This is a genomic window from Rhizobium sp. Root483D2, assembly GCF_001426685.1.
Lineage (GTDB): Bacteria > Pseudomonadota > Alphaproteobacteria > Rhizobiales > Rhizobiaceae > Pararhizobium > Pararhizobium qamdonense.
Genome location: NZ_LMFB01000006.1, coordinates 21,725 through 35,167 on the forward strand (window position 1 = coordinate 21,725; position 13,443 = coordinate 35,167).

Below are 13,443 nucleotides of genomic sequence, written 5' to 3' on the forward strand. Positions count from 1 at the left end.
GATCGTACGAGGCTCTAAACCGGCCCCGCCGCCCGATTTTCACTTGCAAAAGGGCCGCGTCGATTCTATCGCTGGAAATTGAAAGCGGTTTCAATTTTATCGGATGCGAATGCATAAGGCATCGAAAGAAGGATTGGTCATGACCATCAAGGCAATTGTCTGGGGCGAAAATATCCATGAGCAGACCAACGAGGTCGTGCGCAATATTTATCCGAACGGCATGCACAATACGATTGCCGCAGCGCTGAACACGGACCCTTCGATCGAAGCCACCACAGCGACGTTGCAGGAGCCGGAGCATGGCTTGAGCGTCGAGCGCCTGGCTAAAACCGACGTTCTGCTTTGGTGGGGTCACAAGGATCACGGCGCGGTATCGGACGACATCGTCGAGCGGGTTGCCAAGCGCGTCTGGGAAGGCATGGGGCTGATCGTTCTGCATTCGGGCCATTTCTCCAAGCCGTTCAAACGGCTGATGGGCACGCCCTGCGCGCTGAAATGGCGCGAGGCAGGGGAGCGCGAGCGGCTGTGGGTCATCAATCCGCGCCATCCGATCGCCGAAGGCCTGGACGGGAATTTCGTACTTGAAAACGAGGAAATGTACGGCGAGCAATTCTCCGTGCCGGAGCCGCTGGAAACGGTGTTCATCTCCTGGTTTGCCGGTGGCGAGGTGTTCCGCTCGGGTCTGACCTGGCGGCGCGGTGCCGGCAATATCTTCTATTTCCGCCCGGGCCACGAAACCTATCCGACCTATCATGACGCCAATGTGCACAAGGTTCTGCGCAACTCGGTGAAGTGGGCCTATAACCCCCAGGGTACCTATAGCGCGATCCATGATGCGCCCAACGTGCCGGTCGAAAAGGCGCTGGAGCCGATCGTCGAGCGCGGGCCGCGGCTGCATCAGGCTGGCGAAGCGGGGTACAAGTGATGACGCCGATCCGTCTTCTGGTTCTTGGTACCGGCGGCATGGCCAATACCCATGCGATGAACTTTTCCACCATCGCCGGCGTCGAACTCGTGGCCGCCGTCGATGTCGATCAGATCCGGGTGCAGTCCTTTGCGCTGCGCCATGACATCGCCAAGACCTTTACCTCGCTCGACGAAGCGATTGCGTGGGGGGAATTCGATGCCGTCACCAATGTGACGCCGGACAAGATCCACTATCCGACGACGCTGAAGCTTCTGGCCGCCGGCAAGCATGTGCTCTGTGAAAAGCCGCTGGCCGAGGACTATGCCAAGGCCGAAGAGATGGCGGCGGCTGCGGAAAAATCCGGCCTGGTGACGATGGTCAACCTGACCTACCGCAATGTTGCCGAGGTGCAGAAGGCGCGGCAGATGGTTCTTTCGGGCGAGATCGGCAAGGTCCGCCATATCGAAGCGTCCTACCTGCAGAGCTGGCTGGTCTCCAAGGCCTGGGGCGATTGGGCGACGGAATCGCAATGGCTCTGGCGGCTCTCGACCAAGCATGGTTCGAACGGCGTGCTCGGCGATGTCGGCATTCATATTCTCGATTTCGCCGGCTATGGCGCGGCTGCCGACGTGGAGCATATTTTTGCGCGGTTGAAGACCTTTGACAAGGCGCCCGGAAACCGGATCGGCGAATATGATCTCGATGCCAATGACAGCTTCACCATGACGGCCGAGTTCGACAATGGCGCCATGGGCGTCATCCATGCCAGCCGCTGGGCCGTCGGCCATCTCAACGAGTTGCGCCTGCGCATGCATGGCGACAAGGGGGCGATCGAGGTGATCCATACGCCCGACGGATCGACGCTCAAGGCCTGCCTGGGCGACGATATCGAAAAGGGCATCTGGAGGGATGTGGACGCGGGCGAGGTGCTGACCAACTACCAGCGCTTCATCGACGCGGTGCGGGAAGGCAAGACGGTCGAGCCCGGCTTCCGCCATGCCGCCGATCTGCAGAAGGTGCTGGATCTCGCCATGGTCACCGAGAAGGAACGCCGCGAGCTCTCGGTCTAGGCTTTTTTTACCGCAGCGGTCGAGTTGCGGATGACCAGTTCCACCGGCCAGACCTCGCGCAGGTTTTCGGCCGGGGTTCCCTGCAGCATGTCCAGGACCATTTCGCCGATCCGCGCGCCCGCCGCGCGGATTGACGAGCGCGTCGTCGAGAGTGTCGGCGACAGATGGTCGGGGCTGATATAGGGAAAGACGTCGTCATGGGCGATCAGCGAGATGTCCTCGCCGACGGTCAGGCCGGCGATGCGGATTGCCCGCATGGCGCCCAGTGCCGACATCATCGAGCCGGCGACGACGGCAGTCGGCCGGTTTTCCAGCTTCAAAAAGCCCTGCGTCAGCCGGAAGCCCATCTCATCGGTGAATTCGCCATGCCCGCAGAGTGCGGCGTCCAGCGCGACGCCGCGGGCGCTGAGCGCCGTCTGATAGCCATCCTGACGGTGCTCGGCAAAGATGCGGCCGCGATAGCCGTTGAGCAGCGCGATGCGGCGATGGCCGAGATCGAGCAGGTGGCTGGTGGATTGGCGAACCGCGCCGAAATTGTCGATATCCAGCCAGCCGAAATTGCCGCCGGTATTGGTGCGTCCATGCACGATGAAGGGCAGGCGCAGCGAATTGAGCAGCGCGATGCGCGGATCGTCGAGAAAGGGCGAATGCAAAATGACGGCATCGACGCGCTTGCTGGCGGCAAGACGCCGGTAGGTGGCAAGCTCGGCTTCCTGCGAATCCACCGTCGAGACGAGGATGTCGATTTCCTCCTGCTGCAGCCGTCCGCCCAGTCCGCCCATGAATTCGCTGGTATGCGGACCGAATTCGCCGCCGCCCTTCAAGACGATGCCGATGGCGCCGACGCGGCCGGTGGCAAGCCCGAGCGCGCTGGTATTCGGCCGGTAGCCATATTCGAGTGCCGCCTTCAGCACCCGTTCGCGGGTTGCCTGCTTGACCTCCGGATATCCGCTCAAGGCACGGCTGACCGTCGTCTGCGACAGTTCGAGCCGGTTTGCGAACTCCTTGAGGTTCATGCCTGTATCCCTGTTGTCTGCGGTACCAGTGTAAGGCGCATCACGGCTGCGGCAAAGGGGTGATGCCCGGCACGCCCTCGCGGATTTTCTGCGAGAAATCGCTTGAATTGTCTGCTGCCTGCGCGCGGGCGCTGATGGCGCCGCCGTTTTCGAGCTGCTCCAGGGTAAAGCCGGGCGTGAAGCCTTTCACGTCGATAATGTAAGAGGGCAGATAGCCTGACAGGATCAGCCGGTAATCCAGCGGCAAGGCGCCGGAGACGATCTGGTTGATCATGGCAAACACGATCGTCGTGCAATTGGCGGTGATCGTATTGTAATATTGCGGCGTCTCGTTGAGGCCGTTGGCCGTATCGACATAGGACAGGAACAGCGACCGCATCGCGGGCTTGGGAATGGCTAGGCGGTAGAGATGCACGTCTTCCTTGCGGATATTGGTGCGCACCCGGACGATATCGCGTTCGTCGGCGGCGATGACGCTCATCTCGAATTGCTTGAAGAACCCGCCGATCTCGGAGAAGCTCTCGGTTTTCTCCTTGCGGATCTCAACCGAAAACGTGACGAACTGGCCGTCGTCGAAGCCGAACGAGACCAGCGTATGGGCAATCGCTGGCCCCGCCCAATAGGACAGGAGCAGATCGACCGAGGCGAGCTTGCCGAGATCATATGTGCGGTTTTCCCAGCGCACTGTGTAATCGGTGGGGGACCGCCAGTCGAAATTGCGGACATTGGCAAGGGTGACTTCGGGGCCGTTGACAACACCGGCAACGATATGCGCGACCTCGTCGGCCCAGTCGCGATTGTTACTTGCCGGTATGGCATTCCACCAGAACAGCAGTGCGGCGATCATGAAGGGATAGAGCAGCGTGACAACACGCGAACGCCAGCGCAGATAGGCATAGAGCGCCGTAAGCGAGAGGATGGCCCAAAGTGCCGCGCAGAGGACATTGACGGGAGCCGGGCCGGGCGCCTGGTAGAAAAGCGCCATCGCCCCCCATGCCGTAAAGCCCAGAATGGCCAGCGTCGAAATCACGCGGACGGTGAGGATGAAGAAACGGAAGCGGCGGGTCTGGGTGGGATCGCTCATCGATCAATGCCCGCGTGCCCGAATGCCTTTGCTGCCCGCGCTGTTTGCCCTTGCGTGACCATCCAAGGCCTCCTTCGTTTTCATGCCCTGCAATGCCAGATTTTCTGGCGGGAGGACATTCGATTTTTTGCTTTTATAAATGATCAAACAGGCAATGCGTCCAGTCCTGCACCGTTGCAAATAATGCGCACTCGAAGCTTAGCAATCCAGTAAGCCTTTATATCATCATTGTTTTTTCGGCTGTTGAAATTCGAAGAAGGCGCATTGTTATTTATCATATGATTGACTAGCATCCCGATCTTGACCAACCGGACAAAATTGTCTGGCGCCACCATATGGATCAGGCAGGACAGGAATTTTTCGAATGCAGGCGGTTTTCGACGGCCACAACGATGTGTTGCTGAGACTGTGGAGCAATGCCAAAAATGGCGCTGACCCGGTCATTGAATTTTCGGAAGGAACGGCGGAAGGCCATATTGATGGCCCGCGTGCCAGGAAGGGCGGCCTCATCGGCGGGCTGTCGGCGATCTATATCCCGTCCGACCATCTCGTGTTGAAGACCCCTGACGAGAACGGCCATTATGCGACGGAGCTGTCCGAGCCGCTGGAGCGGCAGCCATCGCTCGATATCGCCTTGGAATTCGCCGCCATCGCGCTGCGGCTTGATCGCGCCGGGGCCTGGAAGCTTTGCCGCTCGACCGCCGATATCCGTGCGGCCATGGAAAACGACGTCTTTGCAGCTGTGCTTCACATGGAAGGCTGCGAGGCGATCGGCGCTGATCTGACCGCGCTGGAAACATTCTATGCTGCCGGCTTGCGGTCGCTCGGACCGGTCTGGAGCCGCAACAACATCTTTGGCCATGGCGTGCCCTTCGCCTTTCCGATGGGGCCGGACACCGGGCCGGGCCTGACCGCTGCCGGCTTTGACCTCGTGCGCGAATGCAACCGTCTCGGCATCCTCATCGACCTCGCCCATATCACCGAAAAGGGTTTCTGGGATGTGGCAAAGACCACCGACCAGCCGCTGATCGCCAGCCATTCCAACGCCCATTCCCTGACCACTGTTGCCCGAAACCTCACGGATCGCCAGCTCGACGCGATCCGCGACAGCAAGGGGTTGGCGGGCTTGAACTATGCGACGACGATGTTGCGGCCCGACGGGCTGGAGAATGCCTATACGCCGATCTCCGACATGGTCCGTCATATCGGTTACATGGTGGAGCGCATGGGCATCGATTGCGTGGCGCTCGGGTCCGACTTCGATGGTGCAACCATTCCGGAGGGGATTACCGATGCGGCCGGCAACCAGAACCTGATTGCCGCTCTGCGGGACGCCGGATATGGTGATGCGGAATTGATCAAAATATGCCGGGAAAACTGGCTGAGGGTTTTGGCGCAGGCCTGGCACGAAGCCGCTTGAGCCGGGAATAGAAGGCCCGTCGCGGGCCTGAAAAAAAGGGAACAGAGAGATGATGCATTCACTGAACAAGCATGTCCGCATGTTGACGGCTGGCGCCGCAATGTCGCTGATCTTGATGGCGGCAGCACCGGCATTCGCCGAAACGCCGGCCGATACGCTGGTCGAAGGCTGGGCGATCGACGACATCATCACGATGGACCCGGGTGAAGCGTTCGAGCTGTCCACGGCCGAAGTGACGGCCAATACCTATAGCTATCTCGTCCGCCTCGATATCAACGACACGTCCAAGGTCGTCGGTGATCTCGCAGAAAGCTGGACCGTTTCCGACGATGGCCTGACCTATACGTTCAAGCTGAAGCCCGGCACCAAGTTTGCCTCCGGCAATCCGGTAACGGCTGATGATGTGGCCTATTCGATCGAGCGCGTCGTCAAGCTCGACAAGAGCCCCGCCTTCATCCTCACCCAGTTCGGCTTGACCGGCGACAATGTCACCGAAAAAGCCAAGGCGACGGATGCCGGCACCTTCACCTTCACCGTCGACAAGGCCTATGCGCCGAGCTTCGTGCTCAACTGCCTGACCGCAACGGTCGGTGCCGTCGTCGACAAGAAGCTGGTGCTTGAGCATGTCGCCGCCGTTACGCCATCGGCGGAATACAAGTACGACAACGATTTCGGCAATGAATGGCTGAAGACCGGTTATGCCGGTTCGGGTGCCTTCAAGCTGCGCGAATGGCGCGCCAACGAAGTCGTCGTGATGGAACGCAACGACAATTATTACGGCGACAAGACACCGCTCGCCCGCGTCATCTACCGTCACATGAAGGAAAGCTCCGGCCAGCGGCTGGCGCTTGAAGCCGGTGACATCGATGTGGCGCGCAATCTCGAGCCGGGCGATTTCGACGCGGTGTCGAAGAACGCCGATCTTGCCACCACCAGCGCGCCGAAGGGCACCGTCTATTATTTCAGCCTCAACCAGAAGAACGCCAATCTGGCAAAGCCTGAAGTGGCCGAAGCCTTCAAGTACCTGGTCGATTATGATGCGATCGGCTCAACCCTGATCAAGGGTATCGGCGAGATCCACCAGACCTTCCTGCCGAAGGGTGTTCTCGGCGAACTGCCGGAAAACCCCTACAAGCTCGACGTGGCCAAGGCCAAGGAACTGCTCGCCAAGGCCGGTCTTGCCGACGGGTTCTCGGTGACCATGGACGTGCGCAACACCCAGCCGATCACGGGTATTGCCGAATCCGTCCAGCAGACGCTGGCGCAGGCCAATATCAAGATGGAAATCATTCCGGGCGATGGTAAGCAGACGCTGACCAAATACCGCAACCGCACGCATGATATCTATATCGGCCAGTGGGGCCAGGATTACTTCGATCCGAACTCGAATGCCGAAACCTTCACCGTCAATCCCGACAATTCCGACGAGGGCAAGAACAAGACGCTCGCCTGGCGCAACACCTGGGACGTTCCGAAGGAATGGACCGAGGAGAGCAAGGCTGCCCTGCTCGAGAAGGATGCGACCAAGCGCGCCGATATGTACAAGGACCTGCAGAAGAAGGTGCTTGAGAAGAGCCCGTTCGTGATCATCTTCCAGCAGACGGAAGTTGCCGGCACGCGCGCCAATCTGAAGGGCTTCAAGCTCGGTCCGAGCTTCGACACCAACTATGTCTTCACGGTTTCCAAGGATTGAGCCGGAGATAGCCGGTGAGCATTCCCGAAACAATACCAACGGCCGGGCGCTCACGCGCCCGTGCCAACGGCTGGGCCAAGAGCATCCTGCGCTTCCTGGTCATCATCGTCACGACCTATCTCGGTCTTCTGGCCGTGACATTCTTCATCGGCCGCGTCATTCCGATCGATCCGGTGCTTGCCGTCCTCGGCGATCGGGCGCCCGCGCATGTGGTGGAGCGCACCCGCGAGCTGATGGGCTTCAACAAGCCGCTTTATGAGCAGTTTTTCATCTATGTGCGCGATGCGCTGACGGGCAATTTCGGCACGTCGGTGCTGACCACCAATCCCGTCATGAGCGATATCCGCCGCGTCTTTCCTGCAACGCTGGAACTGGCAACGCTCGGCACCATCATCGGCAGCCTGATCGGCGTGCCGCTCGGCGTTCTCGCAGCCGTCAAGCGCGGCTCGATCGCTGACCAGATCGTGCGCGTCGTCGGGCTTGTCGGCTATTCCGTGCCGATCTTCTGGCTGGCGCTTTTGTCGCTGTTGTTCTTCTATGCCAAGCTGCGCTGGGTCGCCTATCCCGGCCGCATCGATATCGTCTATGAATATAGTTTCACGCCCGTCACAGGGCTTTTTCTGCTGGATTCGCTCTGGCAGGGGCAGTGGGACGTGTTCCGCGATGTGTTCCGCCACATCATCCTGCCGGCAGGCCTGCTCGGGTATTTCTCGCTCGCCTATATCAGCCGCATGACCCGCAGCTTCATGCTCAATGAGCTCGGCCAGGAATATATCGTCGCGGCGCGTGCCAAGGGCCTGTCGGAAACCCGGATCATCTGGGGGCATGCGCTGCGCAATGCCGCAGTGCCGCTGGTCACCGTGATCGCGCTCTCCTATGCCGGGCTTCTGGAAGGGTCCGTCCTGACGGAGACCGTATTTGCCTGGCCGGGACTGGGGCTCTACATCACCAATTCCCTGCAGAATGCCGACATGAACGCGGTTCTGGGCGGCACCATCGTCATCGGTTCCGTCTTCATCGCCATCAATATCCTGTCCGATCTTCTCTACCGGACACTTGACCCGAGGACGCGCGCGCGATGAGCCAGTCCAGCCTTCAAGCCACCCCCATGACCCGCCGCCAATGGCTGATGTCCGACAGGCCGCAATCGCGGCTGCAGGCGCGGCTCGGCCGTGCCTACATGACCTGGCAGCGGTTCTCGGCCAACCGGCTCGCCGTTGCCGGTCTGTGCATCATCCTGCTGCTTATCCTGATTGCCATCTTTGCCGATGTGCTTGCACCGCATTCGCCCGTCATCGGCGATCTCGGCGGCGCACGCCTTTTGCCGCCCGGAAGCCCCGGCTATCTGCTCGGCACCGACGACCAGGGCCGGGATATCCTTTCGCGCCTGCTGCATGGATCGCGGCTGACGCTGCTGGTCATCGTTCTGGTGGCGATCATCGCGGCGCCCATCGGCCTTCTGGTCGGCGCCGTCTCCGGCTATGCCGGCGGCTGGGTCGATGCGGTCCTGATGCGCATCACCGATATTTTCCTTGCCTTCCCCAAGCTGGTGCTGGCGCTGGCCTTCGTGGCGGCCATGGGGCCGGGCATCCAGAATGCGATCATCGCCATCGCCATCACCTCCTGGCCGCCCTATGCCCGCATCGCCCGGGCGGAAACGCTGAGCGTGCGCAATTCCGATTATATCGCTGCCGTCCGGCTGATGGGCGCTTCGCCGTTTCGCATCGTACTCAGGCATGTCATGCCGATGTGCATGTCGTCGCTGATCGTGCGCGTCACACTGGATATGGCCGGCATCATTCTCACGGCCGCTGGTCTCGGTTTCCTCGGTCTCGGCGCCCAGCCGCCGCTGCCGGAATGGGGCGCAATGATTGCGTCGGGACGCCGCTTCATTCTCGATCAATGGTGGGTCGCCACCATGCCCGGCATTGCCATCCTCATCGTCAGCCTCGGTTTCAACCTGCTTGGCGACGGCCTGCGCGATGCGCTCGACCCGCGGGAGAGCGGCCAATGAGCACCATGCTGAACGTCGATGATCTGCGGGTCTCGTTTCCGACACGCAGCGGCCTGATCGAGGCGGTGCGCGGCGTTTCCTTCACGCTGAGGCGCGAGCGGCTCGGCATTGTCGGCGAAAGCGGCTCGGGAAAATCGCAGACGGGCAGGGCGATCATGGGCCTGACGCCGGCGCATGCGAGGATTTCGGCCAAGACCCTGAATTTCGACGGTATCGATCTCCTGACGGCACCGGCGAAAGTCAGGCGGTCCCTGCGCGGCAGCCGCATCGCGATGATCCTGCAGGACCCGAAATATTCGCTCAATCCGGTGATGAGCATCGGCCGCCAGATCGTCGAAACCCTGCGCACGCACGAAAATGTCGGCAAGAGCGAGGCCCGCGACCGCGCCATCGCCATGCTCGAGGCCGTGCAGATCCGCGATGCCGGCCGGGTCTTCGACCTGCATCCGCATGAGGTTTCCGGTGGCATGGGCCAGCGGGCGATGATCGCCATGATGCTGATTGCAGGGCCCGAACTCCTGGTTGCCGACGAGCCGACATCGGCGCTCGACGTCACGGTGCAGCTCGAAGTGCTCGGCATTCTCGACAAGCTGGTGGCCGATCGTGGCATGGGCCTGATCTTCATCTCGCATGACCTGCGGCTGGTCTCGTCCTTCTGCGACCGGGTCATCGTCATGTATGCCGGCAAGATCGTCGAGGAACTGGCGGCATCCGATCTCGGCAATGCCAAACATCCCTATACCCAAGGCCTGCTCAACTGCATGCCGACGCTCGGCACGAACCGGCATCCGCTGCCCGTGCTCGACCGCCAGCCGGAGTGGGCGCTATGACCGCCATTGTCTCTGTTGAGAACCTCACCGTCGCCTATGACGATTTCCTGGCTCTGGATGATGTCAGCATCGATGTCGCACCGGGAGAATCCTTCGGCCTTGTCGGCGAATCCGGCTCGGGAAAATCGACGCTTCTGCGCGCCATCGCCGGCCTGTCGCCGGTCTCGGCCGGCAGGATCGTGCTGGATGGCAAGCCGCTGGATGTGAAACACCGCGACAAGCCGTTCTACCGCAAGGTCCAGATGGTGTTCCAGGACCCCTACGGTTCGCTGCATCCGCGCCAGACTGTCGACCGGTTGCTTCAGGAGCCGCTGGCGATCCATGGCATTGAAGACGCCGAACGCCGCATCCTGCGGGCGCTCGACGAGGTGGGTCTCGGCTCGTCCTTCCGCTTCCGCTATTCGCACCAGCTGTCGGGCGGCCAGCGCCAGCGCATCGCCATTGCAAGGGCGCTGATCATCGAACCGCAGATCATGCTGCTCGACGAGCCGACCTCGGCTCTGGATGCCTCGGTTCAGGCCGAAGTCCTCAATCTGCTCGAACAGGTCCGGCGCGACCGCAAGCTCACCTATATCATGGTCAGCCACGACCTCGGCGTCGTCACCCATATGTGCGAACGCCTGGCGGTGATGAAAAACGGTAAAGTCGTCGAACGCCTGTCCTCCGACGATCTCGTGGCAGGGCGGCTGAAAGAGGATTATACCAAGAACCTGATGGTGGCGAGCAAGGGGTTTGTGCGCGAGGCGGTTGCCGCGTCGTAACGCCACTTTAATTCCGCCCATAGGGATTTGTGCGGAGTTGTGCCGGGGAGGTCGTGCGAGGCTCTGATGGAGCACGGCCGTCAAGACGGTTGCTATGTCGGTGACATGACTAAGAAAATTGGTGCACCCGACTGGATTCGAACCAGTGACCCCTGCCTTCGGAGGGCAGTACTCTATCCAGCTGAGCTACGGGTGCATCCGCGACGGCAAGCGTCGAAGCAGGCTGTGCCCGGTTCATAGCCCAGGAAGCACGGCGCATCAATGGTCAATACGCATCGCCGGCCGAATTTCACCAGGATGGTTGCGGCATCGATCCGTCCCGCGTCCGCCTGCGTAGACATCCCTGTATTGAAAGGCGATCCGCAGGTGCGGTGGCTGGCGGGGAGGCGGATATGGATTCTCTGGGCGGGGCCTATAAGGCAACCATCATCGGTGCGACCGGCGGCATCGGGCATGCGCTTGCGGATGTTCTGGAGGCGGATCCGAATTGCGCCGTGGTCGTCAGGTTGTCGCGCAGTCAGACCGGTTTTGATCTTGGCGACGAAGCGTCGATCGAGCGGGCCGCCGCCGGCATCAAGGACGCGCATGGCGAGATGGATCTGGTGTTTGACGCGACCGGCGCGCTGGAGATCGACGGCACGGGTCCTGAAAAAAGCCTGCGTGCGATCGATCCCGCCGTAATGGCGCGGCAGTTTGCGGTCAATGCCATCGGGCCGGCACTGATCCTCAAGCATTTCTCGCCGCTGATGCCGCGGGCACGCCGCGCCCTTCTTGCGACGCTGTCTGCTCGCGTCGGCTCGATCGGCGATAATAGGCTGGGCGGCTGGATATCCTACCGGGCTGCCAAGGCGGCGCTCAACCAGATCGTCAAGACCGCTTCGATCGAGATCGCCCGCACCCATCCGCAGGCGATCGTCGCCGCTCTTCATCCCGGCACTGTCGCGACCGCGCTCACCGCGCCCTTCCGCCATGGCGAGGGCACCGCGCCGATTGATGCGGCACGGCAGTTGCTTGGCGTGCTTGATCGTCTTCAGAGCGCATCGACGGGCGGGTTCTTCGCCTATGATGGTCAGGCGGTGGACTGGTGAGGGCGCGTCATCTGATTTTCATTCTGGGTGATCAGCTTTCCGCCGGGATCAGCAGCCTTGAGGGTGCTGATCCAAAGCGCGATGCGGTGCTGATGTGCGAGGTGACGGAGGAGGCGACCTATGTGCGCCATCATCCGAAGAAGATCGCCTTCATCTTTTCGGCCATGCGCCATTTTGCCGAAGACTTGCGGCAAAAAGGATTTACCGTCGATTATCAGAGGCTGGATGCGCCCGGGAATACCGGATCGTTCACGGGCGAGCTGCAACGCGCAATCACGCGTTTTAAGCCGCAGACGGTGCGGATCACCGCGCCCGGTGAATGGCGGGTCCTGCAGATGATCGAAGCCTGGGCCGGCATGCTGCCCTGTCCGGTTGATATCCTTGAGGACACGCGGTTTATCTGTTCGCGCAGCGAATTCGCCGCCTGGGCTAAAAATCGCCAGCAGTTGCGCATGGAGTTTTTCTATCGGGACATGCGCCGCAAGACCGGCCTGTTGATGCGTGGAGACGATCCGGAGGGTGGGCGCTGGAATTTCGATGCGGAGAACCGCAAGCCTGCATCACCCGACCTGTTTGCGCTCAAGCGGCAAGGGGTGGCGCCGGATGACATTACGAAAGAGGTGCTCGATCTCGTCGGGCGCCGCTTCAAGACGCATTTCGGTTCGCTGGCAAATTTCAATTTTGCGGTGACGGCGCAGGACGCCGACTTTCTGCTCGAGAGCTTCATCGCGGATCAGCTTGCGACCTTTGGCGAGAGGCAGGACGCGATGCTGTCGTCGGACCCGTTTCTCAGCCATTCGCTGCTGTCCTTCTATATCAATGCCGGATTGCTCGATCCGCTCGATGTGTGCCGCCGTGTCGAGACGGCCTATCTCGCCGGCAATGCCCCGCTCAATTCCGCCGAAGGGTTCATTCGCCAGATCATCGGCTGGCGCGAATATATGCGTGGGGTCTATTGGCTGAAGATGCCGGATTACCGCGAGGCCAATTTCCTCGATGCCGAGCGGCCGCTGCCGGATTTCTACTGGACAGGCGAGACGGACATGAACTGCGTGCACACCGTCGTGTCAGAGACCCGCGACAATGCCTATGCCCATCATATCCAGCGGCTGATGATCACCGGGAATTTCGCGCTGCTGGCCGGGATCCGGCCGCAGGCCGTGCACGAATGGTATCTGGAAGTCTATGCGGATGCCTATGAATGGGTGGAGCTGCCCAATGTGATCGGCATGAGCCAGTTTGCAGACGGCGGATTTCTGGGGTCGAAACCCTATGCCGCTGGCGGCAACTACATTCACCGGATGTCGGATTATTGTGCGACATGCCGCTATGACGTGAAGAAGAAGACCGGTGAAAAGGCCTGTCCGTTCAACGCGCTCTACTGGGATTTTCTCGATCGCAACAGCGGCAAGCTGAAGCGCAACCAGCGGCTGGGGCCGGTCTATGCTGCGTGGAGCAAGATGACCGAGGCGCAGAGGAATGATTACCGGCACAGCGCTGCCGCATTTCTGGCCAAGCTGGACAGCGCGGTCAGCACCTATTGATCTGACCGTTCCGGGG

At 60.9% G+C, this 13,443-nt stretch carries 12 protein-coding genes and 1 tRNA gene; 10 read left to right on the forward strand and 3 right to left on the reverse strand.

Features of this window, described 5'->3' with window-relative positions:
• Positions 1-139: 139 nt before the first annotated feature.
• Both ASD32_RS05240 and ASD32_RS05245 read left to right on the forward strand, forming a co-directional pair.
• Positions 140-925 carry a ThuA domain-containing protein gene (locus tag ASD32_RS05240; RefSeq protein ID WP_060637068.1) on the forward strand — a complete coding sequence of 262 codons (786 nt, stop codon included), beginning with the start codon at positions 140-142 and terminating at the stop codon, positions 923-925.
• Positions 926-933: 8 nt separating this feature from the next.
• On the forward strand, positions 934-1,977 hold the full coding sequence (locus tag ASD32_RS05245; protein ID WP_060637069.1) for a Gfo/Idh/MocA family oxidoreductase: 1,044 nt from the start codon (positions 934-936) through the stop codon (positions 1,975-1,977).
• Here the strand turns inward: ASD32_RS05245 and ASD32_RS05250 are convergent.
• Positions 1,974-2,993, reverse strand: coding sequence for a substrate-binding domain-containing protein (locus tag ASD32_RS05250; protein WP_060636969.1), 1,020 nt, complete (start codon positions 2,991-2,993; stop codon positions 1,974-1,976). The two genes, ASD32_RS05245 and ASD32_RS05250, sit on opposite strands and share 4 nt — an antisense overlap.
• A 40-nt stretch (positions 2,994-3,033) precedes the next feature.
• Positions 3,034-4,077, reverse strand: coding sequence for a DUF4105 domain-containing protein (locus tag ASD32_RS05255; RefSeq protein ID WP_060636970.1), 1,044 nt, complete (start codon positions 4,075-4,077; stop codon positions 3,034-3,036).
• Between the two features lie 364 nt (positions 4,078-4,441).
• Here ASD32_RS05255 and ASD32_RS05260 point away from each other — a divergent pair, with 364 nt between their 5' ends.
• From ASD32_RS05260 to ASD32_RS05285, 6 genes are read left to right on the forward strand one after another with little or no spacing between them, the layout of a single operon-like run.
• Positions 4,442-5,497, forward strand: a complete 1,056-nt coding sequence (locus tag ASD32_RS05260; RefSeq protein WP_060636971.1) for a dipeptidase — start codon at positions 4,442-4,444, stop codon at positions 5,495-5,497.
• A gap of 49 nt (positions 5,498-5,546) precedes the next feature.
• Positions 5,547-7,190 (forward strand): ABC transporter substrate-binding protein, encoded by a 1,644-nt coding sequence (locus ASD32_RS05265; RefSeq protein ID WP_060636972.1) that lies wholly within the window; start codon positions 5,547-5,549, stop codon positions 7,188-7,190.
• A gap of 20 nt (positions 7,191-7,210) precedes the next feature.
• Positions 7,211-8,272 (forward strand): ABC transporter permease, encoded by a 1,062-nt coding sequence (locus ASD32_RS05270; protein WP_060637070.1) that lies wholly within the window; start codon positions 7,211-7,213, stop codon positions 8,270-8,272.
• A complete protein-coding gene (locus tag ASD32_RS05275; protein WP_060636973.1) occupies positions 8,269-9,204 on the forward strand; it encodes an ABC transporter permease in 936 nt (311 codons plus the stop codon). Before ASD32_RS05270 ends, ASD32_RS05275 begins: the two co-directional genes overlap by 4 nt.
• A complete protein-coding gene (locus tag ASD32_RS05280) occupies positions 9,201-10,034 on the forward strand; it encodes an ABC transporter ATP-binding protein (protein ID WP_060636974.1) in 834 nt (277 codons plus the stop codon). The genes ASD32_RS05275 and ASD32_RS05280 overlap by 4 nt, the downstream gene beginning before the upstream one ends.
• Positions 10,031-10,795: an ABC transporter ATP-binding protein gene (locus tag ASD32_RS05285; protein ID WP_060636975.1), complete on the forward strand. Its 765-nt coding sequence runs from the start codon at positions 10,031-10,033 to the stop codon at positions 10,793-10,795. The genes ASD32_RS05280 and ASD32_RS05285 overlap by 4 nt, the downstream gene beginning before the upstream one ends.
• A 119-nt stretch (positions 10,796-10,914) precedes the next feature.
• Here ASD32_RS05285 and ASD32_RS05290 read toward each other — a convergent pair.
• Positions 10,915-10,991 (reverse strand) — tRNA-Arg (locus ASD32_RS05290).
• A gap of 196 nt (positions 10,992-11,187) precedes the next feature.
• Between ASD32_RS05290 and ASD32_RS05295 the strand changes: the two genes are divergently transcribed.
• Complete coding sequence (locus ASD32_RS05295; RefSeq protein WP_060636976.1) at positions 11,188-11,883, forward strand: SDR family NAD(P)-dependent oxidoreductase; 696 nt, start codon at positions 11,188-11,190, stop codon at positions 11,881-11,883.
• On the forward strand, positions 11,880-13,427 hold the full coding sequence (locus ASD32_RS05300) for a cryptochrome/photolyase family protein (RefSeq protein WP_156383069.1): 1,548 nt from the start codon (positions 11,880-11,882) through the stop codon (positions 13,425-13,427). The genes ASD32_RS05295 and ASD32_RS05300 overlap by 4 nt, the downstream gene beginning before the upstream one ends.
• The last annotated feature ends 16 nt before the right edge of the window (positions 13,428-13,443 follow it).

Bases quoted from the DNA above. Each gene is read 5' to 3' on its own strand.
- ASD32_RS05240 (WP_060637068.1), top strand. From the start codon at position 140: ATGACCATCAAGGCAATTGTCTGGGGCGAAAATATCCATGAGCAGACC.
- ASD32_RS05250 (WP_060636969.1), bottom strand. From the start codon at position 2,993: ATGAACCTCAAGGAGTTCGCAAACCGGCTCGAACTGTCGCAGACGACG.
- ASD32_RS05255 (WP_060636970.1), bottom strand. From the start codon at position 4,077: ATGAGCGATCCCACCCAGACCCGCCGCTTCCGTTTCTTCATCCTCACC.
- ASD32_RS05260 (WP_060636971.1), top strand. From the start codon at position 4,442: ATGCAGGCGGTTTTCGACGGCCACAACGATGTGTTGCTGAGACTGTGG.
- ASD32_RS05265 (WP_060636972.1), top strand. From the start codon at position 5,547: ATGATGCATTCACTGAACAAGCATGTCCGCATGTTGACGGCTGGCGCC.
- ASD32_RS05275 (WP_060636973.1), top strand. From the start codon at position 8,269: ATGAGCCAGTCCAGCCTTCAAGCCACCCCCATGACCCGCCGCCAATGG.
- ASD32_RS05280 (WP_060636974.1), top strand. From the start codon at position 9,201: ATGAGCACCATGCTGAACGTCGATGATCTGCGGGTCTCGTTTCCGACA.
- ASD32_RS05285 (WP_060636975.1), top strand. From the start codon at position 10,031: ATGACCGCCATTGTCTCTGTTGAGAACCTCACCGTCGCCTATGACGAT.
- ASD32_RS05295 (WP_060636976.1), top strand. From the start codon at position 11,188: ATGGATTCTCTGGGCGGGGCCTATAAGGCAACCATCATCGGTGCGACC.